Source organism: Christensenella sp. KGMB01412, from assembly GCF_055522415.1.
This window is the reverse complement of record NZ_JBVFVW010000001.1, coordinates 109,830-135,012: the sequence shown is the minus strand read 5'-3', so window position 1 is coordinate 135,012 and position 25,183 is coordinate 109,830. Positions and strand designations below refer to the sequence as shown.

The following is a 25,183-nucleotide window of genomic DNA, read 5'->3' as shown; positions in this document are numbered from 1 at the left end:
CGCCCCTGTTTTATTATTTAGCCTGTGGAAGCTTCCTGCTGCCCGGCTTCACAAGCTGCGCGCCCGTTTTACAAATCGGGCATTCGTCCGCTTCATACGATTTTACTTCCATGGAAAGCACTGCGCGGAACGGCACGCCAAAATCGACTTTTCCAGCGCTCCTGTCTACAACGCTGCCCACAGCCATCACCTGTGCGCCCATTCCATCCAGAAGCTCAATAACCTCTTTCACAGAGCCGCCGGTAGTCACAACATCCTCCGTAACGAGTATTTTCGCGCCTTTTGGAACCTCAAAGCCCCTGCGCAGCGTCATTTTCCCATTTTCGCGTTCCGCAAATATGTTCTTTACGCCAAGCTGGCGCGACATTTCGTATGCCATAATGATACCGCCAACTGCCGGCCCCACCACAAGGTCGATATCCATATCTGAAAACTGCTCCGCCAACTGCCGGCAAATCATTTCTGAAACATCCGGATACTGGAACAGCTTTGCACACTGCATATATTTATCGGAATGCCTCCCTGAGGTCAGCAGAAAATGCCCCTCCAGCATCACCTCTTTTTCTTTGAATACAGCAATGATCTCTTCTCTTGTCATCATAATGCTTTTTCCTTTCCTTTATATATTCAGCGTTCCCGTAAGCTCTGTAATTTTTTCAGTTCCCAGCTCTTGCGCAAAGCGCTCGAGCTCTTCGGCGATTTCTACCGATGCGGAGGGATTACGCATGGTCGCCGTTCCCACCATCACTGCGTCAGCGCCCGCAACCATAAACTCCGCGGCGTCTTCGCCCGTCATGATGCCGCCCATACCGATGATCGGCACAGAAAGCCCTGCCTGGAATACTTCCCATACCATACGAAGCGCAACCGGTTTGATTGCCGGTCCGGACAGGCCTCCCGTCACGTTTGCAAGGACAGGCCTGCGCGTGCGCGCATTGATCGCCATTCCTGTAATGGTATTAATCAGGGAAAGCGCATCCGCTCCTCCATCCACTGCTGCTTTTGCCATATCCGTAATTTTCGTTACATTGGGCGTCAGCTTCACGATCAGCGGCTTTTTTGATACTTTTTTCACTTCCTCCACCACGCCGCGCAATGTCCGGGCGTCTGTGCCAAAATTCACACCGCCATGCTTTACATTTGGGCAGGAAACGTTCACCTCGTAAAGCTCTATGTCCGTATCGTTGAGCTTTTCCGCTACGTAAACATAATCCTCCACGCACGCGCCTGCTATGTTCGCTATCTTTACCGTATCGATCTTACGTATCCTTGGGTAGATCGTCCGCAAAAACTCATCCACTCCCGGATTCTGCAAACCGACAGAGTTGAGCGCTCCGCTTGCTGTCTCCGCAATTCGCACCGGCGGATTTCCAAGCCTGCTTTCTCTGGTAAGCGCCTTTAGCGTAAAGGCGCCAAGCTTTGCGACATCCATATGCAGCCCGTATTCCTCTGCAAAGCCAAAGGTTCCCGACGCCGTGATAACAGGATTTTTAAGTTCTACCCCCGCAATATTCACTCTCATATCATTCATAAAGCGCGTCAACCTCCCTGATGTCAAATACCGGTCCCTGCGTACACACCTTTTTGTATTCGCCGCCTATCTTGCACACGCATGTTGCGCAGCCGCCTGTTCCACAGCCCATATGCTGCTCCATGGATACGAAAGCCGGTACGTCGCCAATCACCCTGGCAAGCGTCCTGAAAAATACCAACGGGCCGCACGCAAGGATTACGTCCGGCTTATCCTTGCTGAGTTCATCCGCAAGGAGATTTGTACAAAACCCGGCGACGCCGAATGTCCCGTCATCCGTCGCCACATGGGTTGTTGCAAAGCTTTCAAAATCCTGTATCTGGTATACGCATTCTTTGGACCGATACCCCAGAAAAGCGGTATATTCCCTGTCCGGATATTTACAGGATAACGACTTTAACGGAGCGATGCCGATCCCTCCGCCGATCAGCCATACCTTTTTCATATCATCCTTGAGCATAAAACCGTTCCCCATAGGCATGAGCACATCAAGCGTATCTCCCGGGCGCACCAGAGAAAGCAGCTTTGTTCCTTTGCCAATGGCATTATAGGCAATATGTACCTCTTTTTTTTCAAAATCTACATAATTAATACTGATCGGCCTTCTTAAAAGAAGCTCACGCGCGTGCGGTATCTCTATATGCGCAAACTGCCCCGGCCTGTAAAACCGCATCGCATCCTCGCTGCATGTAAGCTTCATCAAATAGGTATTCTGTGCAATGAGTTCATTGCTCAGCACCCTTTCCGTCGTATGCTTTTTGATCATATCTTCCTGTTCCTGTCTATCAATTCTATATATTCGTCAAACAGATATGCGGTATCCTCCGGCCCCGGCGCCGCTTCCGGATGAAACTGCACCGTGAACATCGGATATCCGATATACTTTACGCCTTCGATTGTCTGGTCGTTCCAGTTTTTATGCGAAACCACAGCGCATCCCGGCAGCGAACGGCTCATGATCGTATAGCCATGGTTCTGCGACGTGATATACACCTTGTTTTTCTGCATATCCTTCACAGGGTGGTTTGCGCCGCGGTGTCCATATTTCAGCTTTTCCGTATCCGCCCCCATTGCGAGCGCTACAAGCTGGTGCCCAAGACAAATTCCAAAAATCGGAAGCTCTCCGATCAGTTTTTTCAAATTCTCAATAATCTGCGGATTATCCTTGGGATTTCCCGGACCATTTGTCAGAATCAGGCCGTCGTATCCGCCCTTCAATATCTCCTCCGGCGGTGTAAGCGCCGGGAAAACCGTAAGCGCGCAGTCGCGCTTTGCCAGGCTGCGCAGGATGTTTCTTTTGAGTCCGAAGTCAAGCACCGCAAGCTTTCTCGTGCCGTCACAATATTGATATTTTTCTTTGCAGGTCATTGCTTCCACAGGCTTTTCAAATTCATAAGCCTGCATCTCTTCAATCTGGTGAACAGACGGCGGCACCTGTGTTATGATGCCGTGCATGGTTCCCTTATCCCTTATTTTCCGCGTCAGCTCGCGTGTATCTATTCCCGCCAGGCCTACGACATTATATTTTTCAAGGTATTCCTGAAGTGTCTCCTTACAGTTCCAATTAGAAGGCTGCATACACATTTCGCGCATGACAAACGCACGTACATTCGGCCCTGCCGATTCCGAAATTTCTTCATCGATGCCGTAATTGCCAATCAGCGGATACGTCATTGTCACGATCTGCCCGCAATAGGACGGATCGGTGAGCACCTCCTGATATCCCGTCATGCCCGTATTAAACACAACCTCACCCATAATATCGATTTTCGCTCCAAAGGCTTCCCCTTTGAAGATCGTTCCATCTTCCAGTGTCAGATACGCCATTACTTTACCCCTCATTCATAAGCGATTCCATTTTTGTCAAATGTATCGAGTATATCGCGTTGCATATTGAGCGTCGCTTCCCGCGCCGCGATGTCAAACTGCATTCCCGCATATTTTTCATTTTGGTATGCTGTTAAAATCGCCCGGGAATTATTTACGATTCCGCCGAGGCCCTTTTTATCAAAATTAGGCACAAGCCCCTGTGCGCTGCCGCCCTGTGCGCCATAACCGGGTATCAGTACAAAGAGTCCCGGATGCGCTTCGCGTATCTTTTCGGCCTGTTCCGGATAGGTTGCGCCAATCACGGCGCCTACTGCAGAAAAGCCATACTTTCCAACGCATTCACTGCCCCATTGCTCCACAAAATCCGCCATGCGTTCATACACCGTTTTGCCCTCAATTTTGAGGTCCTGCAGCTCTCCGGAGCTTTTGTTGGAAGTCTTAACCAGTACGAAGATTCCCTTTTTGTACTTTTTACAGTCTTCCACAAACGGCGCGATACCGTCTGTCCCAAGATACCCGTTCACTGTCGCGAAATCCGCGTCAAATACGGGAATTTCCTCATCCCCGATTTTTGTCCTGCCAAGATATGCGCTCGAATATGCGGTAGCAGTCGCACCGATATCGTTTCTCTTCACATCCGCGATCACCACAAGTCCGGCATTTTTGGCATATACAATCGTATCGTGGAAGGCCTTCATACCCTCGCAGCCATACATTTCATAATATGCGGCCTGCACCTTGACCGCGGGAACGATGTCCGCAATCGCGTCAATCAAAGTACAGTTATACTGGAAAATATTCGACGCAGCGTATTGCAGCGGATTCATAGAATATTCGCGAGACAAAAAATCCGCGGGAATATAATCAAATTTAGTATCGAGTCCTACGCAAATTGGGCTCTGTTTCCTTACGATATCTTCAATGAGCCTGTCTATCATAGGTAATGGTCCCCTTCCTGATTGTATAGTTTACCCGGCCTTTCAGCTCCATTCCCAGAAACGGGCTGTTTTTTGCCTTTGAAACAATTTCTTCTTTATTATACACGAATTTCTCGTGGATGTCGCATAATGTAATGTCTGCCGGGGCATTTTTTTTGATTTCTCCACCCTCTCTTTTCAGCAGCTCATTAGGCCTTTTGCTTAATAAGCGGGCGATATCTTCAAGGCTGATCACGCCCGTTTCGAGCAGGTTTGTCACCGTAAGCGCAAACGCTGTTTCAAAACCGATCATGCCAAACGGCGCTGCTTCCATTTCCTGCGCCTTTTCCTGTTCGCTGTGCGGCGCGTGGTCCGTTGCGATTGCATCGATCGTGCCGTCTGCGATTCCCTGCCGTATTGCAAGCAGATCGCTCATTTCACGCAATGGCGGATTTACCTTTGCGTTTGGGTTCCGGTCTGCTATTTTTTCGTCAGTGATGGAATAATAATGGGGCCCCGTCTCACAGGTCACAGGCACGCCCCTCTTTTTTGCCCTGCGGACAAGCTCCACGCTGCCTGCCGTTGAAACATGGCAGATGTGGATCGGAGCATCAAGCTTTTCCGCATAAAAGATATCGCGCGCCGTCATACTTTCCTCCACTGCGCGCGGTATACCGGCAAGCCCGGCCTTTTTGGCATTTTCCCCATCATGTACAACGCCCTGTCCGCGCAGTTCAAGGTCTTCTTCGTGCAGCATCAGAAGCATTCCAAGCTTTTTGGAATACTCCATCGCGCAAAGAATGACTTCATCCCCTGCAACCGGCAAACCGTCGTCTGAAAACGCGACTGCACCCGCATCCCGCAGCTTTTCAAAGTCCGTCAATGCGCCGCCCTGCATACCGCATGTAATGCAGGCCACCGGCAGTACGTCCGTAAATCCTTCCTTCTCTGCTTTTTCTATGATATAGCGGACCGTCTTCTCGCTGTCAATCACAGGCTTCGTGTTTGGCATACAGCATACCGCTGTATAACCGCCCGCTGCAGCGGCCCTCGTACCCGTCGCAATGTCTTCTTTATGTGTAAGCCCCGGATCGCGCAGGTGGCTATGCAGGTCTAAAAAACCCGGAAAGGCATATAATCCTTTCGCATCGATTTCCACTCCTGCCCGTTCCGTTATATTCGTATTTATTTCGGCAATGCGCCCCTCACGGATCATAATATCCATATCAGGCTGCATCCCGTCTGCATTCACAATCGTGCAATTTTTAATCAGTAAGGTCATGTTTCTCCTTTATGATTGCCCACGGGCGGAAAACCCGCCCGCAGGTCTTAAAGTTAAATGTTTTTCGGCAATACCAGGTTCAGTATAATGCCTGCAAGTGCGCTCAGGAAGATATTCGAGAGCGTGAAGGATTCAGAGAACTGGATGCCTCCGGAAAGCCCAAGGCCAATTACCAGCATCAACGATACAATGATCAGGTTGCGGCTGTGCGAAAAGTCCAGCTTTGCTTCTGCAAGCGTACGTAAGCCAATCGTTGCAATCATACCAAACAGCATGATCGATACCCCGCCCATAACAGCGCCCGGAATCGATCCAAGGAAGGCTGTGAATATACCAAAGAAACTGATAATGATAGCAAATACCGCAGCGATCCGAAGCGTAGACGGATTATAGTTTTTGGTCACAGCCAGCACGCCCGTGTTTTCGCCATACGTTGTGTTTGCCGGTCCGCCGAGCAGCCCTGCAACCATCGTTGCGATCCCATCGCCCGCAAGCGTTCTGTGCAGGCCCGGATCTTCAAGGAAGTTCTTACCCACAACTGCGCCGTTTGTCGTAATGTCCCCAATGTGCTCCATAAATGTAACGATTGCGGTTGGCGCTATGATCGCAATCGAAGTAATTACTCCTGCCGGATTCAACTCATGCGTAAAGAAGAAATTGAAGGATGGCACCTGGAATCCAAGGTTTGCCCCATTCTGGAATCCGGAGAAATCCACTTGCCCCATCAGCGCCGCGCTAACGTAACCGACGGCGATCGCAACGATGATCGGTACCAGTTTGAAAAATCCCTTCGCAAAAATGGAAATTACTACCATTGTCACAACGACAATAAGCGCGATCACCCACCGAAGCCACAGAATATCCGGCACGCCCTCCGCAGCGGGAGCCGTGATGATATTATTAAAGGCTGTAGGCGCCAGCGTCAGTCCGATCACCATAATCATCGGCCCGGTCACTACAGGCGGGAAAATCGACATGACTCGTTTTACGCCAATAAGCTTCACAAGCAGCGCTAAAATCAGGTACAGCGCGCCAGCACACATAATTCCGATTGCCACATACGGCAGCGCAGCCTGGTATTCCGGCGAAGCAAGGAACCCTTCTACCGATGGATCCACCCCGCTGATCTGCGTTGCAACGATGATGATCACGCCAATGAATGCAAAGCTCGAGCCAAGGAACACAGGCACTTTGCCCTTTGTAATCAGGTGGAAAATCAGTGTTCCAATTCCTGCGCAGCAAATTGCGACTGCCGGATTCAGTCCGGTGAGGAGCGGTACCAGCACAGTCGCGCCAAACATGGCGAACAGATGCTGGAAGCCAAGGATCATTTTTTTACCCAATCCCTGCTGCTGTTGTTCGATTGTTTTGTCCATACGATACCTCCCAAATAGTAAATAGATGAAACCATAGTATAAAAAAGCCCGCCCACAAAAGGACAGGATTAGTCGCCGTTTTTACGGTCGCAGATCGTTACGCTTTCTTCATTGTCAAATTCGGTCACCTTTACGGAAATGACCTCATGCGTTGCGGTCGGCACGTTTTTACCTACAAAATCTGCGCGGATTGGAAGCTCCCTGTGGCCACGATCCACAAGTACTGCAAACTTGATAAACTGCGGCCGTCCTGTATCCATAATCGCATCCATTGCAGCGCGTGCGGTACGCCCTGTATATAAAACGTCGTCAACCAGAATGATTTTTTTGCCGTCTACGTTAAAACCAAAATGAGACTCATTTACAACCGGCTGATCCGAATTTTTGGAAAGGTCGTCCCGGTAAAAAGTAATGTCAAGCGTGCCGATTTCAATATCAACGCCTTCAAATTCCTTAACATAACCTGCAATGCGCTGGGCAATCGTAACGCCGCGCCGCTCGATGCCGATAAACACGAGCTCTTTTGCGCCGTCTGTGTTTTCAATGATCTGATGGGCAATGCGCTTTAATGTACGCTGCATCGTTTCCGCATCCATAATCGTCGTTTTTTTGATGCCTTCCATGTTCTTCTCCCCAATCATTCCACAAAAAAAGCCTTGGTACATCTTTTCCCCAAAAGACACAGCAAGGCACACAAAAACTTTCTTATGTCACCTTACGGCCTCTCAACGGACCTGTTTAAAGGTATAATTTTCTCTATGAACCAGTATAGCAAATTTGGCATCCTGATTCAATCGCTTTTTACACTTTTTTGTTACAATTTCTCAAATTATTGCTCAGGCAACATTTGCTGGATATTGCTTCCCCCCGGTGGCCGCCTCTTGCCTCCTTGGGCCAACTCACCTTGTACAGAGAACAGTTTCATACGCACAACGTGTGCTACGCTTCGTTTTTATTCTGTAAAGATCGCAGCACCTTTTTGAAATAGTCCGGCAGCGGAGCGCAAAACTTCATTCTCTCTCCTGTCCGCGGGTGCGTAAGCTCCAGCTTATATGCGTGCAAAAGCTGCCCATTCAGCCTGAATTTGTCCGTTTGTTTTGTATATACACGGTCACCGACTACAGGAAACCCCATATGCTTGAGGTGGACGCGTATCTGGTGCGTCCGCCCCGTCTGCAGCGCGCACTCCACCAGCGTATATCCATCATAACGGCAAAGAACCCTGTAATTTGTCACTGCTTCGCGTCCATCCCGTACCACAGCCATCTTTTTGCGGTCCCGCGGATCCCTGCCAATCTGCGTTTTGATCGTTCCCGTATCCGATTTGATATTGCCATAGACAAGCGCAAGATAAATCCGTTTCGCACTTTTTTCTGCGATCTGTGCACTGAGACTTTTATGGGCCGCGTCGTTTTTCGCTATCACGAGCAGGCCGGACGTATCCTTGTCAAGCCGGTGTACGATTCCCGGGCGAAGCTCCCCGTTGATCCCCGAAAGGTCCTTCAGATGGTATATCAGCGCATTTACGAGCGTTCCTTCATAGTTGCCCGGCGCCGGGTGCGTCACCATGCCCTGCGCTTTGTTTACAACGGCAATATCTTCGTCCTGATAGATGATATTGATTGGAATATCCTCAGGCCTGACTGAAACTTCTTCCGCCTCGGGTATTTCAAGCACAATCTCGTCGCCCGCTTTTACCTTGGCCCCCGCTTTTGCCGGTTTCCCATTCAAAAGGATATTCCCCTGCAAGGTCAGGTTCTTCAAAAACGAGCGGGAATATTGCGGATATTCCTCAGCCAGATATGCGTCGAGGCGTTTGGAGCCGTTCGCCTCCGCTTTATTCCTGAGCGTCGGCATCCTTTTTCTCCGCTTTCTTGTGCTTATCCCAAAACCACAGAATATAGACCGCAAGCATAATCGCACCAAACGTTACAAAGCAATCCGCCACGTTGAATACCGCAAAATTCACAAAGGTAAATTCCATCATATCGATCACAAATCCATGCGCCACACGGTCAATCAGGTTTCCAATCGCGCCAGCAGCTATAAACGCCATTGCGATATTGAACAGCTTTGAGTTGAGACGTTTTTTGAATTTAAACAACAGATAAATGACGACGACTGCCATAATGCCGGATAAAAGCGCCAGCAGCCATGTCGCATTGCTGAACATACTGAACGCGGCCCCCGTATTTTGCACATAAGTAAAATCCATAAACCCTGGAATAAACGTTACCGACTGGCCTACCGCAAGGTTCGCCGCCGTAAAATACTTTGCAACCTGGTCTCCAACAAGGATCGCCGCAATCAGAATTACATAAATCATAAAATGCTCCCATCCGTAACATACATTTACCGTACTATCATATCACAGAATTTGCGAAAAAAAAATACCGCCTGCTGATCAGGCGGTATTCACATTTTTATCAGTCGTCTATGATTTCATTTACAATTTCCTGCAGGTTTGCAGTACTTTGCTTAAAATCATGCTCTGTCTCATCTTTTGATTGTCTCAATATTTCGTTCAGGCGGATGCTGGTATTCTGTGAATCGTTGTCAATGTCCATCATCTGGTTTGTGAGGTTATTGATCGACTGGCTGATTTCAGCCGCCTGCTGTCCCAGTACGTCTTCATTCTCCAGCTTGGATTCCGCATATGCCATCTGGTCTTCCAGGAACAGGCGGAAGCGCCGCTTATAATCCGCAACCTGCTTTTCATATTTTTTGATTTCCTGCTTTGCGGCCTCCATTCGAAGCTGCGTGCTCTCAATCACGGTTTTCGCATTCTGGTTTGCAACGTCCATGATCTTTTGTGCCTGAATTTCCGCTTTTTCAATATACATTGTTGCATTTCTTTGCGCTGTAATAACGGTTGCCATCAGCTTTTCTTCGATATTCTCAAGCTTATCAGCCTTTAGCTTAAGCCTGGCAATCTCAGATTTCATCTCCTCATTTTTGGCAATCACGTTCTCGTTCTCTTCCAAAAGGGATTCAAACTGCTTGATGATTTCATCCAAAAACTCATCGACCTGTTCCTGATCGTATCCGTTAAATTTTTTCCCAAATTCTTTTTCTAATATATCCTTAGGCGTAATATTCATCCACAATTACCTCAATCATACCGTCTCCGGTTATTCCCGTTCCAAATAGCTGCTGAATCCAAAGTCGTCAATCGCCTCCGCCGCATTTGTGGAAACATCAACATTATAAGGAGCTACGACAAAAATATTTCTTGCCGCTTTCCTGATATTGCCGTTGAGCGCATATACCGCGCCGCTTACAAAATCAAGGATTCTCTGCGCCACATCAGTATCAAGCTCATCCAAATTTACGATAATCGGTTTTTTCTCCTTCAGATTATCGATAATGCTTTGCGTATCTTCATAAGATACCGGTTTGTAAATCAGAACGCGTACTTTACTTGTATCCGGAATGCCAACCACTTTCGCCGTCTCTCCTCTATTCTTCTTCGAGAATTTTTTTTCTTCCACAGGAGCCGGAGCAACAAAATCATCCGGCGGAAAATCCAAATCATCTTCCATCATGTCCTGATCGTCATACTCGTTGTCGTACTCTTCCTCATCCGTAGACTCCAGTCCGATAAAAGATAATAATTTGTCTCCAATTTTAGCCATAAAGTAAGCCTCCTAGTTATTGATAGATTCTATCGCCGAATATGGCAGTGCCTACACGCACCATATTGGCCCCCTCCAAAATTGCATCTTCATAATCATTCGACATGCCCATCGACAGGTATTCGAATGCCGGGTATTGATTCTTTAATGAATCAAAAAGCGACTTTGCCTGCGCGAACACCCCGCGTAAATAAGCGTGGTCGTCTGTGTAAGGCGCAATCGTCATAACCCCCTTAAGGCGTATCCGGTCAAAACCGGCAATGCTTTCCAGAAACGGATCCACATCCTCCAGAAAAAGCCCGGATTTCGTATCCTCTTTCGCAATATTCACCTGCATGAGCGCATCAACCGACACGTCTTTTTTCACGCATTCCTTTTGCAATTCCTGCGCGAGGGAAAATCGATCCAGGGAATGTACCAAAAATACCTTATTTTCCATTATATACTTAACTTTGTTCGTTTGCAACTGTCCAATTAGATTCCATTTGATATCATGCGGCAAAATTTCCTCTTTTTTCAGGAGTTCCTGCACGCGATTTTCCCCAAAGGTACGCAAACCCGCATCGTAGGCCTCTTTTACAACGTCTGCATTCACTGTTTTCGATACCGCCACAAGCTCGATCCCATCCGGATTTACACCGGCCTTTTCTGCCGCCCGGGCTATTTTATCTTCTACAATTTTAATATTTTCCACAAGTCCCATTCTGCTATACCTCAACGTGCTGATTCGCCATCAGCGGACTGTTTTCCGCCACCGGCACAACGATTGCGCTGCCGTCCTTTTGTATTTTCACCGTAACCGGAACAAATGTTTTCTCCCGTCCGACAACGACGTTCACGCCGGTCACTCCATCCTCTTCCCGCAGGGCTTTTTCCGGCACCTTCAAGCCTGTAAACTGTGTATACACCTTTGCGTCTGTCCTGCGCGCATTCAGCAGCTCTCCGATATCGTCGTCGATTTCGATTGCATAAACGTAACCGTCCTCTTCTTTTACATTACCAACAACAATCCCCTGATATTGCCTGCTGATGTAATCGTCAAATGCGATTGAAAACGAGTTATCATTTGCAAATTCCGGTATTTCCTGATCGCTGCGCACCACCAGATACCATTTGAAATTATTTACGAGGCGATAAATCTGCTTTTCAGCGCCCTCATCCGAAGACTCCTGCTGGCTTTTTGTCGTACCGTTCAATACGTCCAAAACATCCGCAGAAGTAATCTCTTTGATGCGCGCTGCATTGAGCGTGCCTTCCATTCCGTCAAAATAAAAACTGACAACCCCCTCGGCCGGTGCGTTCATGACCTCCAGCCAGTCGTTGTCTACCCTTGCTTTAAGCTGCTCTTCCTTATCGTAATAGGTCTGCAACTGCTGATCGGCCGCTACGGTATCCCGCAAATACTGTTGCTTTTGCGCCATCAGGTCTTTAAGCTCCCGTTCCGCGGTGAGGATACTCCCCTCCGCTCCGCCTATTATGCCTGAAACCTCTGCCGTTTTCTGCGCGATCTGACTATTATAGCTTGCCAGCTGCTCATCCCCGCCTGCTTTTTCAAGCTGCGTTTGCTGATACTGCTCTATTTTGGTCTGTATTTCAATCAGGTCGTTCATGACCTGATCGTTATAGCCCCATTTGTAAACATTCGCCACAGGAGTTTCCGCCTCTACGCGTTCTCCTTCCTGTACGATGTACTGCACCTTTCCGTAATTTGGAACGGTAATAATCTGTTCGTCCCTTACAACCACAACCGGAACCGTCGTTTCAAAGGGAATCGTCCCATCTTCCACCACTGCGGTCTGGATGTTGGTCAGAAAAAAAATTGCCGCAACCGCCGCAGCGGCTATGATTCCAATGAAAATATAAAATTTTGGATTGGCCCGCCTTCTTGGCGGCCTCCTGCCTGTTGCCATAAAATCATCCTCTTCAGTCGGTATCAATACGTAACTGCATTCATGCAATATTTTTTAGTATTATACCACATTCAGAGGAATTATCCTAGCGTTAATGTCACATCCACTTCATTTCCCGCTTCGCTGTACCGAAGCGTATCCGTCATCATCCTGACAAGGTAAACCCCCCTGCCATTTTCCTTTAAAAGAACCTCCTGCTGCTTAATATCCCGCCTGATCACGCTTCCCGCTTCAAAACCGCTTCCATCGTCCGCAAGCACGATATGCAGCTTATTCTGTTTGTATTCTGCACTCAACCGAACCTCTTTTGCATCCGAATATTTGAAAATATTCATTACAAGCTCGCTCAGAATGAGTCGGATACGGTACATCTGTTCGTCGTTCAGGTGTTTCTCCTCCTCGATTCCCAAAATGACCGATTTTACTGCGTCGTTCAATTCATCCAAACTGAAAAGTCTTTTTCTGATTAACAATTTTCATACCCCTACCTTGTGAATCTTTTGAGGCATATTTACCCCTCGAAGTCAGTCCGTTAACAAAAAATGTATGAACTTTGTGTGAATACGATGATATTTTCATGCCGGTGGCGTAACCGCCAAAACATCATTCCTGTCAGGCTGCCATGTTTTACTTTTTATAGACCATCGCAAGCTTGCCTAATATCTTGCGCTCCATACGCGACACCTGCATCTGCGATACGTTAAGAATATCGGCAACCTGCTTTTGCGTCTTATTCCTGAGGTAGCGTTCTTCGATAATTTTTTTCTCCGTATCGTTCAAAAGGCTCATACAGTAAGTGATAAAATCGTGATTCTCGACATGCTCAAAGCTTGCGTCTTCCTGGCCAAGGACGTTGCCCAGTGAAAAGTTTTCGCTGTCTGCAAGCGCGCTGTCCAGAGACAGCATGTTATCCGCCTGCTGCATTTCCAAAACCTCGAGCACACGCTCCACCGATATCTCAAGCTCTGCGGCAATCTCCTTTGGCGAAGGCTTCCTGCCATTCTGCGCCATATATTCCTGGGTATAAAGCTTGATCTTTTTAAGCTGCTCCGTATCGCGTCGCGGAAGACGCATCACACGTGACGAATCCCTGAAATAGTTTTTGATCTCGCCGATCAGGGAAGGCGTCGCATAACTGGAAAATTTGATTCCGCGTTCCGGCTCAAACCGTTCGATTGCCTTGACAAGCGCGAGACTCGCCACCTGGTACAGGTCCTCATAATCCACGCCGCGCCCCGCAAACTTCTTTGCGGCGATCTCTGCAATATAAAGATAGCGCTCGATAAGCAGGTTCCTCAAGTCGACGTCATGATCCACCACATATAATTTAAACAGCTCGTCGCTGTCCATTTTTGCATAATCTGCCACTGCAAATTCCTCGTTTCTGTATTATTGAACCATGGGCTTCTTTGAAAAAGTCACTTCCTGCAAAACACCGTTTTCTTCATGGAAATCTGCATCGTCGCTCAACGATTCAATCATAAGGCGGCTGATTTCCTCAGAAAACCCGGTACAATCCGTGCATTCCTCACACATCTTCATATTCCCTGTTCCGCGTACGCTCACACGAATCGCATCGTCGCAGCCAAGCGTAATCTCAAGCCCATCGCTTGCCTGCCTGCACAGAAACAAAATACAGGCTTCTGCAACGCAAGCTTTGAGGTCTTCAATCTCATCTACATTGTAATCGATATTACAGGCGATCCCCGATACGGCAAGACGTATTGCCTTAATATATTCCCTCTTCGCGGGGAATTGCATCTTTATCACTTCACTCATTGTTCGGCCACCTCAATTTCAAAAACATTCGTAAGGCCCGTTACGTCGAATATTTTAAACAGATATGGCTTCAATTCCAAAATCTGCATTTTACCGCCGTATTCCTTCACCTTTTTCAGGATACTGACCAATACGCCAAGCCCCGTGGAATCAATGTAACGAAGCTCCGCACAGTCCACCGATACGTCTGTTTTATTTGTACTGATCGCCTCATCCATCACACGCTTGAATTCATTGACACTGTTGAGGTCAAGATCCCCCTCCATCTGCGCCAATATTTTATTGTCGCGCGCGTCATAAGTTACCTGTATTTCCAAAACGAAACACCTCCAAAAAATTTTTATTGAAATTTGAGCAAAATAACTCCGCTACATTTATAAACAAATCAGTTTTTCATTAAACGAAAAAAGCGGGAGGAACTGAAATTTCCTGCCGCCTTTTTCGATTCTATGGAGTTTTTATCGTCTCTGATTAAACAATCCCCTGCGCCATCATAGCGCTTGCGACCTTTGTAAAGCCCGCAATATTCGCACCTGCAACAAAGTTATCCTCGCAGCCATATTCTTTGCAAGCCTGCTCGCACTGTTTATAGATGTTGATCATGATCTGGTGCAGCTTCTGGTCTACTTCTTCAAACGTCCAGGGCAGTCTCAGGCTGTTCTGTGACATTTCAAGCGCCGATGTTGCAACGCCGCCCGCATTCGCAGCCTTACCCGGAGCAAACAATACGCCGGAGGACTGGAACACACCCGTTCCTTCGATTGTCGTAGGCATATTTGCGCCCTCGCCAACTGCATATACGCCGTTCTTTACAAGTACTTTTGCCGATTCTTCATTCAGCTCGTTCTGCGTTGCGCACGGAAGGGCGATATCGCATTTGATCGTCCAGATGCCGCTGCAGCCTTCGTGGTATTCCGCGCCTTTTACCGTATCCGCATATTCCTTAATCCTGCCGCGGCGTACTTCCTTGATGTCCTTGACGATATCGAGCTTGATGCCGTCCGGATCGTAAATATATCCGTTGGAGTCGGAAAGCGCAACTACCTTTGCGCCGTATTCCTGCGCCTTTTCCGTCGCATAAATTGCAACGTTGCCCGAGCCGGAAATAACGACTGTCGCATCTTTGAAGGATTTGCCTTTTGCTTCAATTACTTCCTTCATGAAGTATATGAGCCCATAACCCGTCGCTTCCTTACGCGCAAGACTTCCGCCATACTCAAGCCCTTTGCCTGTCAGGATACCGCAATACTGGTTCGTAAGCTTTTTGTACATTCCGAACAGATAACCAATTTCCCTTGCGCCTACGCCGATATCGCCTGCCGGAACGTCTGTATCCGGGCCGATGTGGCGATACAGCTCAGACATAAACGCCTGGCAGAAACGCATCACTTCGTTATCGCTTTTGCCCTTCGGATCAAAGTCGCTTCCGCCTTTTCCGCCGCCGATCGGCGTTCCCGTAAGGCTGTTTTTAAACACCTGTTCAAATCCTAAAAATTTGATGATACCGAGGTTCACGGAAGGATGCAGCCTGAGGCCGCCTTTATACGGCCCAATCGCGCTGTTGTACTGAACGCGCATTCCGCGGTTTACCTGTACGTTTCCTTTATCATCTACCCACGGCACACGGAACATCACGACACGTTCCGGCTCTACAAGCCGTTCAAGCAAAGCAGCCTTCTCATATTCCGGATGCTTTGTAAATACCGGTTCCAGTGTGGGAAGAACTTCCGACACGGCCTGTATGAATTCAGGCTGGTTTTGGTTTTTCTCTTTTACCTGTTCTAAAACATTTTTTACATAAGACATTTGAAAACCTCCAAGACTTCGCTAAAAATTAGTTCTCTTTTAAATTCATAATGACATTATATCAGTATTAAAATTCAAAAACAAGGTTTTTGTAGTGTTTTTTGGCGATAATTTTGAAAGTTTTTGCAATTTTTTATTATTTCTCTTTCATTTCATTGCTTGCCGTTCCATTTTTTGAAACAAACTTGATTAATTTCACACCTTTTGATACAATATATCCATAAAATTGTTATATTGGTGGGGACCAATACATTGCAGAGGCAGCACTATCGTTTAAAGTGTTGCTTTTGTTTTTCTTCAAATCTTTTTCTGTGCATCTTCCTTCGCTTCCTGTATAATGAAAGTATCATTCTCAGGGAGCATATTGCATGAAAGTTGAATGGAACAAAAAATATACGACAATCGCAGTCTATACCATCATCGTCGCTACGGTCATTACGCTGATCGTGCTGTTTTTTCTGAACATTACCTTTTTCGGTACGGCGATCGCGGCGCTTTTTTCAATCCTTGCGCCTTTTATTACAGGTTTTTGTATCGCGTACCTGTTGGTACGGCCCTGCCGTTTCGCTGAAAAACACTGGTTTGGATTTGTGGAACGAAAAAAACCGCATCCGCGGCTCAGGCGCAGCCTTTCTATCGTCACGATTATATTGATCGTATTTGTTATTTTCGCATTGCTCGTATACTTCATCATACCACAGCTTATTGACAGTATTACCATGCTGTTTAATAATATTCCCCACTACCTCGATTCGCTTCAGAACTCAGTCGTTGGACTGCTTCAATCCTGGAATATCTATACGCCGCAAATAGCGGAACATCTGGACGCGCTTCGCGCTACTTTCCTGGATATTTCCGCATTTTTTGACAAGCTGATATCCAGCCTTCCCGTATTTATTTCGAGCGTAGGCACCGGCCTTTTCAATTTTTTTGTAGGAATGATCGTCAGTATCTATGTGATTTTTGCGAGGGAAAAATTCCGGCGTCAGGGAAAAAAGCTGACCTATGCGTTGTTTTCCAGACACTTTGCTGAAAAATTCCTGGACGTCATTCATTACTCCAACAATGTGTTTTTAGGCTTCATCAACGGAACCCTTATTGATGCGGCCTTCGTAGGAATTACAACCTTTATTTTTATGACGATCTGCCAGTTCCCTTATGCGCTTCTTATCGCAGTCATCATTGGCTGTACCAACATTATTCCATTTTTTGGTCCGTTTTTGGGCGCGATACCCAGCGCTATCATATTGCTGATCGTCGATCCGTGGTATGCTCTTGCATTTGTCATTTTCATACTGATTCTGCAACAAATTGACGGAAATATAGTCATGCCAAAAATTGTTGGGCTTAACATTGGGATGTCCGCATTCTGGGTGTTGTTTTCCCTGATTTTATTTGGCGGGCTTTTTGGCTTCTGGGGAATGCTGCTGGGCGTTCCGGTATTCACAATTATCTATTCGCTCATCACGGCCGCAATCAATAATTCACTTGAAAAAAAAGGAATCCCCAGGGAACGCTATTTGTACCCCAAGGATCCATTTACATCTTCGCCAAAGAAAAAAGGCAAGCGGAAACCTGCCGGCAATTAGCAAGTTGTTTTTATTGTATTTGGCTCTTCAATCCATTTCAAAATGCGCGGCGTCCACAACCTGCCCGGTTAGCGGTTCCGTTTCAAGAGCATCTTCCCTGTATGTTTTATAGTACGCTAAATATTCGATATTTCCGTTTGGTCCTTTTACCGGTGAATATGTGAGGCCATAAAGAAAGAAGCCGTTTTCCGCAGCCATTTCGACTGACCTTGCAATCACGTCCTTATGAACCTGCGCGTCGCGCACGACGCCTTTTTTCCCTATATGTTCCCTGCCCGCTTCAAACTGCGGCTTGATGAGCGTCACAACCTGCGCGTCCTGCGCGCACACACGGCTGATTGCGGGGAATATCAATCCAAGTGAAATAAACGACACATCTACACTGACGAAGTCTACCGGGCGTTCCTGCTTTTCAAGGTAACGCGCGTTGGTCCGCTCCATCAATTTAACGCGGCTGTCGTTACGAAGGCCCCAGTCAAATTGTCCGTAACCTACATCCACCGCATAAACGTAGGAAGCGCCATTTTTCAGCATACAATCTGTAAATCCACCGGTGGACGCGCCGATATCCATGCACACCTTCCCGTGTAAGTCTAATACGAAAGCCTTTACCGCTTTTTCAAGCTTCAGGCCGCCGCGGCTGACATACGGACAGCTGTCCTGCCGGATTTTGATCTCCGCATCCTCTTCATAGGCTTCGGAAGGCCCTTTCACGGGTTTTCCCCCCACAAAGACCTCGCCCGCAATGATCAACGCTTTCGCTTTCTCCCTGCTTTTTGCGAGCCCTTTTTCCGCGAGCAGCACGTCAATTCTCTTTTTCATTCGTTTTCCTCCCGCCACGGCTGAAAAAGGTTGCGACCGATCCAATCGCAAGCACAATATCTTTATTTCGCTTCATGGCAATCGTCTTCCCCCATGCCTTGCCCGCAACGGTAACCGCGGCAATCAGCGCAGATATCGCGATGGAAATTGCCATATCCGGGAAAGGAAAGTTGAACACCAGCGCCTTGAGCGTAATCGCCGCGCCAGCAGCGCCGCTGACGATCCCGCAGATATCGCCGATTACGTCGTTACAAAAATTCGATACAACATCCGCATTTTTAAGCATCTTAAGCGCATAATGCGCCTTTTGGTTCTTTTTTGCCGACATCGCAATAAACGGCGCCTGGTCGCAGCTTGCGAACGCCACGCCAACAATGTCAAACAACACGCCAATCGCAATCAGCCCAATCAGTATTCCGACGGACGCAATCAGGGAAAGGTTGGAAATAAAATATTCCGCAGCCACCGATACGCCTGCGGAAATAAATAACGTAATAAAGAATATCTTGATCGTCCAATATTTAATAACTTTCATGCTTCTCCACGCAGCTTTCCTGATCAAGCTGCGGCTATTTTTATAAAAAGGTGGTGGCAATAAGGGTAGACCTTGCAGTATATGGTCCGGTAGGATTTCCCCTGGGCCTGCTTCCCGTCGCCGATAGAAGCGGTTTCCCATCAAAGGCCCAGGTGCAGCGTTACCGCTTGCACGACCGGATTGCCTGTTCAAACCACACTATAATCCCCTTATTGCCTCAATACAGTCTAGGAGCTTTCCTCGACAGCACAAATCCAATTTCTAGTCTCTTTTGCCAGCATGGTTTTTTACAGTCCTGCTCACCATTGCCCGTACGCTGCAAATGATTCGCCAATTATCCCGCATTTCCACCATGCCAACTCAAGGCAGGCTACTCTGTACACAGCTTAGTACCGCATAGCAGGTTTTTACCCTGTCCAGTAATGGGTTAGATACCACCACCGCAACAGGTCTCCGCGAAAGCTGGGTCAACGCCCATATGCCCTTATGGATCGCCCTTCTTTCTTAACTCCCAGCATCAGCTCCCGACGGGGCGTCAGCAGCCAACACCAGAAACTTCATCGATGTGCCCTATAACGGATTTTTAGGCCCGTCTTCGAAATCGGCAGTACCGACTAGAATACTGCACCACCTGTTTTGCTTATTTTTCCGGAACGCGCTCTGCGGCGTCTTCCGCTGTTTCCGGCTCTTCTTCATAATCCCTGTATTCGCCCAAACGGTATGTCTTTAAAATCTCCTGCTTTACTTCCTCCAGTATCTCCGGATTCGCCATCAGGTATTGGCGCGAATTATCTCTTCCCTGACCAATGTGCTCGCCTTTGTAGGAGAACCACGCGCCCGATTTCACGATAAGCCCAAGCTGCGTCCCGAGATTAAGGACACTCGCCGGTTCGCTGATCCCTTCGCCGTAATAAATCTCGAATTCCGCCATTTTGAACGGCGGAGCCACTTTGTTTTTCACAACCTTGATTCTGGTACGGTTGCCGATCATCTGGTCCCCGACCTTGATCGTCTCGATCCGGCGCACGTCAAGGCGTACAGACGCATAGAACTTGAGCGCCTTGCCGCCAGTCGTCGTTTCCGGCGAACCAAACATCACGCCGATCTTTTCACGCAGCTGGTTGATAAAAACCACCACGGTGTTTGTCTTATTGATCGCTCCTGCGAGCTTTCTCAGTGCCTGGGACATCAGCCTTGCCTGCACGCCGACAGACGAATCGCCCATCAGGCCTTCGATCTCCGATTTTGGTACCAGAGCCGCGACAGAGTCTACGACCACAATATCGATCGCGCCGCTGCGCGTAAGCATATCTGCGATTTCGAGGGCTTCCTCACCCGTGCTCGGCTGGGAAACATACAGGTTGTCGATATCCACCCCAAGATTTTTGGCATACACTGGATCAAGCGCGTGCTCCGCATCGATAAACGCCGCCGCGCCGCCGCGCTTCTGCGCCTCTGCGATCATGTGCAGCGCCACGGTTGTTTTACCGGAAGATTCCGGCCCGTATACCTCAACAATCCTTCCACGCGGCACTCCGCCTATTCCAAGCGCAACGTCAAGCTCCAGGCATCCCGTTGGGATAATTTCGATATTCATATTTTTGGCAGCCTCGCCCAGCTTCATCACTGCGCCCTTGCCAAACTGCTTCTCAATCTGCGCCAATGCGCCGTCGAGTGCCTTTTCTTTGTTGCTCATGCCTTTGTCTTTTATATCTGCCATGCTTTTCCCTCTCTACTTTCCTAATCTGTAAGCGTTTCCCGGTTCTTCACAAAATATGCGATACAGGAATAAATCGAGAGAGCAACGCTCACCCAAATCAATATTCCTCCGACTGAAACCGGCAGCCCCATAAACGGCCAATCGTTCAGGAGCAACAGTATGATCGCCACAAACTGCACCACTGTTTTGATCTTGCCGGACATATCCGCTGCGATCACCACTCCCTTTGACGCGGCGAGCGAACGTACTCCCCCGATAATCAGCTCCCTTGCCTCCAGGATCAGAACCGCGATAAAACCGACTTTCCCCCATGCCATCAGCAGCAGTAACGCCGCCAGCACAAGAAGCTTATCCGCAATCGGATCCCACAGTTTCCCAAAATTGGTGACCTGGTTATTCCTGCGTGCCAGAAAGCCGTCCAGCCAATCCGTAATTGACGCTACAATAAATATTATAGCAGCATAGATGTTCCAATCAGGTAAATCCGTGAAATAAAATAATATAAAAAATGGAATCAATATCATTCGAAACAAGGTCAGTACATTTGGTGCGTTCCACTTCATTTTATCAGTTCTCCCGTACAATCATAGCTGTATGCCATGGTTATTTTTACCTTATAATATTGTCCCGCTTCAAGCGTTTCTTCCGTTTTGATAAATATCTTTCCATCCACCTCAGGCGCTTCGGCATAAGACCGCCCATAGTACAGGCCTGAATGCTCGTCTTTTCCTTCGATCAAAACCTCATAAACCCTGCCGACTCGCGCCTGGTTTCTATCGAGCGAAATCGACGACTGCGTATTGAGCACCGAATCCCGCCTGAATTCCTTTTCCTCCTCGTCGATCTGCCCGGGCATTTCCGCAGCTTTTGTGCCTTCTTCCTGCGAATAGGAAAACACGCCCAAATGGTCGAGCTGGAATTTCTTCAGATCCTGATACAAGTGTATCACATTTTCCCGTTCCTCGCCCGGGAAACCTACGATCACAGTGGAACGAATCACAAAATCCGGCGAGGCCTTCCGCACCTTTTCAATCACTTCCTGTGTGGATTCCCACGTGTTTTTCCGGTTCATTTGTTTTAAAATTACATTGTCTGTGTGCTGAATTGGAATATCAAGATATTTCACAATGTTATCATGGCTGCACATTACAGACAACAGCTCGTCCGTAATGCCGTCAGGATAGCTGTAAAGCACCCTGAGCCACTTCACGCCAGGAATCTGGGCCGCCCGATCCATCAGCTTTGCAAGATTGACATCCTCCGCAAGGTCCTTTCCATAGCCCGTCGTATCCTGTGCAATCAGGATAATTTCGTTATAGCCCTGCTCTGCAAGGGATGCTATCTCTGCAAGGATATCCTCCGGCCTGCGGCTTTGAAACCTCCCGCGTATGGAAGGAATCACACAATAGCTGCAGCAGTTATCACAGCCGTCCGCAATCTTAACGTAAGCGGTCGGGGGCATTGTAGTAATCACCCTGCCGGAAAAATGTTCGTCAAGCGTGTGGTCCGGGTAGCTTTCATACTTGTTTCCAAGGGCAACGGCATTGATGGCATCTTTGATTTCTTTATACGCCGACGTTCCCAGAAAAGCGTCCACCCTTGGCAGCGTTTCTTTCAATTCGTCACGGAACCGCTCCGGCAGGCAGCCTGTTACGATAATACCACGCACCTTGCCAAACTTCTTTTGCTGCTCCGCTTCCAGAATCGTGTTAATCGATTCTTCTTTTGCATCGTTGATAAACGCACAGGTATTAATCAGCATAATGTCCGCTTCTGCCATATCCTGCACAAATTCATAATCATCCTGCAACTGCGCGAGCATTTCTTCCGTGTCAATCCTGTTTTTTGCACACCCAAGCGATATCACGCCAATTTTCACAGTCATTTTTCTATTCCTCTTCCTGCGGCGGGTTCAACTTTTGCTGGAGTTCCTCTTTGCTGATCAGTACCTGCCTTCCCTTGCTTCCGTCCATGGGTGAAACATAACCGTTTTCCTCGAGCTGGTCAATCAGCCGCGCCGCACGGGCATAGCCGATCCGCAGCCTGCGTTGCAGCATCGAGGTAGACGCCTGATCGTACTCCACAATAGTTTCCAGGGCCTTTATGAACAATTCATCCGTCTCTTCCTGTCCCGCAATCGGATTTGTTCCTTCCTTTGCAATCCCTTCGATTACCCTGGTATCATAACTGGCCGCCATGCGGTCCTTTAAAAACTTGGTAACGGCTTCCACTTCCTTATCGGAAATGAAACAGCCCTGCAAACGCACCGGCTTTGGCGCGCCGGATGGATAGAACAGCATATCACCCTGCCCCAGCAGCTTCTCTGCCCCGGCCATATCCAGAATCGTCCGCGAATCCACCTGTGAGGATACTGCAAACGCCACACGCGAAGGAATATTCGCTTTGATAATGCCTGTAATAACATCCACTGACGGGCGCTGCGTTGCAATCACAAGATGGATGCCGCTCGCGCGTCCAAGCTGCGCGATTCTGCAAATCGCGTCCTCCACTTCACCGGGCGCAACCATCATAAGGTCGGCAAGCTCGTCGATAATCACCAAAATATGCGGCAGGGCATCCTGCTGCTCTTCCCGCATGATCTCGTTGTACTTTTTCAGGTCCTTTGCGCCTTTCGCCGCAAACTGGCGGTAGCGCATCGTCATTTCATTGACTGCCCAGTTGATGGCAGACGAAGCTTTTTTCGGATCCGTTACAACCGGAATCAGCAAGTGCGGGATGTCGTTGAATACGTTCAGCTCGACCACCTTTGGATCGATCATAATCATCTTTACGTCCTCCGGCGAGGCATGGTAAAGGATGCTTACAATAAGCGAATTGATACAAACGCTCTTTCCTGAGCCTGTCGCTCCCGCAATCAGCATATGCGGCATCTTTGCAATATCCGCATATACATTCGCGCCGCCAATATCTTTACCGAGCGCAAATGCGATCGGGCTTTTCTGGTTTTTGAACTCATCCCCCGATAGCAGCTCTCTAAGCCCCACCGAGCTCGTCTCCAGATTCGGTATCTCAATCCCTACAACGGGTTTGCCCGGCACAGGCGCTTCAATACGCACGTCTCTGGCCGCAAGATTCATTGCGATATCGTCGGCAAGGTTTACGATCTTGCTCACCTTCACACCCGGCGCCGGCTGCACCTCGTAACGCGTGACCACCGGCCCCCGGCTTACATTGACAACCTTCGCATCCACATGAAAGCTTGCAAGCGTGCTTTCGAGTATTTCCACATTCTTTTTAAGGTCCGCAGAAGAAGCCTTCGCCCCTTTGGGCACAGGATTAAGCAGATTCAGCGGCGGTTTTACGTAACTTGCCGCTTTCGACGCAGCGCCCACCGGCACAAACGGAGCGGTTTGCTGGCTCACAGCGGTTTCCTGCACCGCAGGCTGCCGCGCCGTGATTTTCGAAACATCTATCTTCCGCCTGCTCTGCGGCGCGCTTGGCACGTCGTCGTCAAACTGGATATCCGTATCCGAAAACACCTTCCTGTACTCCTCCGGATCGTAATCCGCAAATTCATCCTCGTCCGGTTCCTGCTCATAGACCATATCCGGCCTGGCAAAATCCCCCGGCTCCTCCACAATCATATTAAATTCGTTTTCCTCCTGCTGGCGCAGGCGCATTGCTTCTTCCTGCTGCGCGCGTATCGCAGCTTCTTTTTCAAGATCAAGGCTCTCTATATAGAGCCGCTTTTGCTCGCGGCGCGCTTCCGCCCGCGTGCGGTATCCGTCGTACGTCGTTTTGACCGCGCTGCCAATATTCGCGCTTACTTTTTTGATCGAGAGGTTCGTGAGCGCAAGGATACACACCGCAATCCCTGTGATAAATACGATGTAGCTTCCAATTTCCCCCAAAAAGCTGTAGGTCCAGAAAGAAAGCAGCGCACCGATCGCTCCCCCGCCCGCCTGCGTCTGCATGCCTGCGCCGTAAGAGCCCTTTACAAACGTTCCAAAATCGCTGCCCGCAACATATACGTCCCCCGCAACCGAAAGGTTTACGAGTGAGAACACAAACAATACGGCAAGTCCCAAAAGCACGAGCTTTCCCGCATTGGTGTTTTTTTTGCGCGATGCAATGAACAACACCCCGATGATACCGATTATCACGGGAACGACATATCCCAGAATTCCGCACAAACCAAAAACAACGTCTTTTATCAAATTGCCAAAAACGCTGTCTATACTCATATAAATTGTGATTGCAATAAAGATAGCAAGCCCTATAATAATAATGCCCGCTATTTCATTGCGCTTGTTGCTATTCTTTTTCCGTCTTTTCTTCTTGCGTGCCGTCGCCATGAATACTCCTCAAAATAGATGTATGCAATCTTAATTATTATAGCACCAAACTGAATTATTTTCAATCCATTATCCTGTGTACTGTGTCTTTACATATCAAGCCACAAACGCCGCCGGAGCTTATTCCGAGCGGCG

The 25,183-nt window shown here is 48.3% G+C and carries 26 protein-coding genes; 1 reads left to right on the top strand and 25 read right to left on the bottom strand.

Annotated elements, in window-relative coordinates; genetic code table 11:
* Nucleotides 1-13 precede the first annotated feature (13 nt).
* The 19 genes from pyrE to gdhA form a co-directional block, all read right to left on the bottom strand.
* Nucleotides 14-598: an orotate phosphoribosyltransferase gene (gene pyrE, locus ACS5WU_RS00685; protein ID WP_046443154.1), complete on the bottom strand. Its 585-nt coding sequence runs from the start codon at nucleotides 596-598 to the stop codon at nucleotides 14-16.
* Between the two features lie 21 nt (nucleotides 599-619).
* Nucleotides 620-1,531: a dihydroorotate dehydrogenase gene (locus tag ACS5WU_RS00680; protein ID WP_046443098.1), complete on the bottom strand. Its 912-nt coding sequence runs from the start codon at nucleotides 1,529-1,531 to the stop codon at nucleotides 620-622.
* Nucleotides 1,524-2,297 carry a dihydroorotate dehydrogenase electron transfer subunit gene (locus ACS5WU_RS00675; protein ID WP_046443099.1) on the bottom strand — a complete coding sequence of 258 codons (774 nt, stop codon included), beginning with the start codon at nucleotides 2,295-2,297 and terminating at the stop codon, nucleotides 1,524-1,526. The genes ACS5WU_RS00680 and ACS5WU_RS00675 overlap by 8 nt, the downstream gene beginning before the upstream one ends.
* Nucleotides 2,294-3,358 (bottom strand): carbamoyl phosphate synthase small subunit, encoded by a 1,065-nt coding sequence (locus ACS5WU_RS00670; protein ID WP_320606862.1) that lies wholly within the window; start codon nucleotides 3,356-3,358, stop codon nucleotides 2,294-2,296. The genes ACS5WU_RS00675 and ACS5WU_RS00670 overlap by 4 nt, the downstream gene beginning before the upstream one ends.
* A gap of 11 nt (nucleotides 3,359-3,369) precedes the next feature.
* Nucleotides 3,370-4,299, bottom strand: a complete 930-nt coding sequence (gene pyrF / locus ACS5WU_RS00665) for an orotidine-5'-phosphate decarboxylase (RefSeq protein WP_046443101.1) — start codon at nucleotides 4,297-4,299, stop codon at nucleotides 3,370-3,372.
* On the bottom strand, nucleotides 4,280-5,560 hold the full coding sequence (locus ACS5WU_RS00660) for a dihydroorotase (RefSeq protein WP_302761370.1): 1,281 nt from the start codon (nucleotides 5,558-5,560) through the stop codon (nucleotides 4,280-4,282). Before ACS5WU_RS00660 ends, pyrF begins: the two co-directional genes overlap by 20 nt.
* Before the next feature lie 53 nt (nucleotides 5,561-5,613).
* Complete coding sequence (locus ACS5WU_RS00655) at nucleotides 5,614-6,936, bottom strand: uracil-xanthine permease family protein (protein WP_046443103.1); 1,323 nt, start codon at nucleotides 6,934-6,936, stop codon at nucleotides 5,614-5,616.
* A gap of 68 nt (nucleotides 6,937-7,004) precedes the next feature.
* The gene (gene pyrR / locus ACS5WU_RS00650) at nucleotides 7,005-7,559 is read right to left on the bottom strand and encodes a bifunctional pyr operon transcriptional regulator/uracil phosphoribosyltransferase PyrR (protein ID WP_046443104.1); all 555 of its coding nucleotides are present in this window, start codon (nucleotides 7,557-7,559) and stop codon (nucleotides 7,005-7,007) included.
* Nucleotides 7,560-7,875: 316 nt separating this feature from the next.
* Nucleotides 7,876-8,793: an RluA family pseudouridine synthase gene (locus tag ACS5WU_RS00645; protein ID WP_046443105.1), complete on the bottom strand. Its 918-nt coding sequence runs from the start codon at nucleotides 8,791-8,793 to the stop codon at nucleotides 7,876-7,878.
* Nucleotides 8,774-9,262, bottom strand: coding sequence for a signal peptidase II (lspA, locus tag ACS5WU_RS00640; RefSeq protein WP_046443106.1), 489 nt, complete (start codon nucleotides 9,260-9,262; stop codon nucleotides 8,774-8,776). The genes ACS5WU_RS00645 and lspA overlap by 20 nt, the downstream gene beginning before the upstream one ends.
* 100 nt (nucleotides 9,263-9,362) lie before the next feature.
* Nucleotides 9,363-10,037 (bottom strand): DivIVA domain-containing protein, encoded by a 675-nt coding sequence (locus ACS5WU_RS00635; RefSeq protein WP_046443107.1) that lies wholly within the window; start codon nucleotides 10,035-10,037, stop codon nucleotides 9,363-9,365.
* Nucleotides 10,038-10,067: 30 nt separating this feature from the next.
* On the bottom strand, nucleotides 10,068-10,571 hold the full coding sequence (locus ACS5WU_RS00630; RefSeq protein WP_046443108.1) for a cell division protein SepF: 504 nt from the start codon (nucleotides 10,569-10,571) through the stop codon (nucleotides 10,068-10,070).
* Between the two features lie 16 nt (nucleotides 10,572-10,587).
* Nucleotides 10,588-11,274, bottom strand: a complete 687-nt coding sequence (locus ACS5WU_RS00625) for a YggS family pyridoxal phosphate-dependent enzyme (RefSeq protein WP_302761365.1) — start codon at nucleotides 11,272-11,274, stop codon at nucleotides 10,588-10,590.
* A gap of 4 nt (nucleotides 11,275-11,278) precedes the next feature.
* Nucleotides 11,279-12,481, bottom strand: a complete 1,203-nt coding sequence (locus ACS5WU_RS00620) for a biotin/lipoyl attachment domain-containing protein (RefSeq protein WP_046443110.1) — start codon at nucleotides 12,479-12,481, stop codon at nucleotides 11,279-11,281.
* An 80-nt stretch (nucleotides 12,482-12,561) separates the two neighbouring features.
* A complete protein-coding gene (locus tag ACS5WU_RS00615) occupies nucleotides 12,562-12,927 on the bottom strand; it encodes an ATP-binding protein (RefSeq protein ID WP_307756813.1) in 366 nt (121 codons plus the stop codon).
* A 181-nt stretch (nucleotides 12,928-13,108) separates the two neighbouring features.
* Complete coding sequence (locus tag ACS5WU_RS00610) at nucleotides 13,109-13,849, bottom strand: sigma-70 family RNA polymerase sigma factor (RefSeq protein ID WP_052740405.1); 741 nt, start codon at nucleotides 13,847-13,849, stop codon at nucleotides 13,109-13,111.
* A gap of 21 nt (nucleotides 13,850-13,870) precedes the next feature.
* Nucleotides 13,871-14,260: an ATP-binding protein gene (locus ACS5WU_RS00605; protein ID WP_059108913.1), complete on the bottom strand. Its 390-nt coding sequence runs from the start codon at nucleotides 14,258-14,260 to the stop codon at nucleotides 13,871-13,873.
* Nucleotides 14,257-14,577 (bottom strand): STAS domain-containing protein, encoded by a 321-nt coding sequence (locus ACS5WU_RS00600; protein ID WP_046443113.1) that lies wholly within the window; start codon nucleotides 14,575-14,577, stop codon nucleotides 14,257-14,259. Before ACS5WU_RS00600 ends, ACS5WU_RS00605 begins: the two co-directional genes overlap by 4 nt.
* A gap of 154 nt (nucleotides 14,578-14,731) precedes the next feature.
* Entirely contained in the window at nucleotides 14,732-16,066 is a 1,335-nt protein-coding gene (gene gdhA / locus ACS5WU_RS00595; protein WP_059108914.1) for an NADP-specific glutamate dehydrogenase, read from the bottom strand.
* Between the two features lie 368 nt (nucleotides 16,067-16,434).
* On the opposite strand from gdhA, the gene ACS5WU_RS00590 reads away from it, so the two are divergent.
* Nucleotides 16,435-17,655 carry an AI-2E family transporter gene (locus tag ACS5WU_RS00590; RefSeq protein WP_052740406.1) on the top strand — a complete coding sequence of 407 codons (1,221 nt, stop codon included), beginning with the start codon at nucleotides 16,435-16,437 and terminating at the stop codon, nucleotides 17,653-17,655.
* 27 nt (nucleotides 17,656-17,682) lie between these two features.
* On the opposite strand, the gene ACS5WU_RS00585 is transcribed toward ACS5WU_RS00590, so the two are convergent.
* From ACS5WU_RS00585 to ACS5WU_RS00560, 6 genes are all read right to left on the bottom strand, one after another.
* On the bottom strand, nucleotides 17,683-18,477 hold the full coding sequence (locus ACS5WU_RS00585) for a TlyA family RNA methyltransferase (protein WP_302761073.1): 795 nt from the start codon (nucleotides 18,475-18,477) through the stop codon (nucleotides 17,683-17,685).
* Nucleotides 18,461-19,012 (bottom strand): hypothetical protein, encoded by a 552-nt coding sequence (locus ACS5WU_RS00580; RefSeq protein ID WP_046443116.1) that lies wholly within the window; start codon nucleotides 19,010-19,012, stop codon nucleotides 18,461-18,463. The genes ACS5WU_RS00585 and ACS5WU_RS00580 overlap by 17 nt, the downstream gene beginning before the upstream one ends.
* A gap of 640 nt (nucleotides 19,013-19,652) precedes the next feature.
* Complete coding sequence (gene recA / locus ACS5WU_RS00575; protein WP_302761075.1) at nucleotides 19,653-20,732, bottom strand: recombinase RecA; 1,080 nt, start codon at nucleotides 20,730-20,732, stop codon at nucleotides 19,653-19,655.
* Nucleotides 20,733-20,752: 20 nt separating this feature from the next.
* Nucleotides 20,753-21,295, bottom strand: coding sequence for a CDP-diacylglycerol--glycerol-3-phosphate 3-phosphatidyltransferase (pgsA, locus tag ACS5WU_RS00570; protein WP_046443117.1), 543 nt, complete (start codon nucleotides 21,293-21,295; stop codon nucleotides 20,753-20,755).
* A complete protein-coding gene (gene rimO, locus ACS5WU_RS00565) occupies nucleotides 21,292-22,617 on the bottom strand; it encodes a 30S ribosomal protein S12 methylthiotransferase RimO (protein WP_302761077.1) in 1,326 nt (441 codons plus the stop codon). The genes pgsA and rimO overlap by 4 nt, the downstream gene beginning before the upstream one ends.
* Before the next feature lie 4 nt (nucleotides 22,618-22,621).
* Entirely contained in the window at nucleotides 22,622-25,048 is a 2,427-nt protein-coding gene (locus ACS5WU_RS00560; protein WP_302761079.1) for a DNA translocase FtsK, read from the bottom strand.
* Nucleotides 25,049-25,183: the final 135 nt, after the last annotated feature.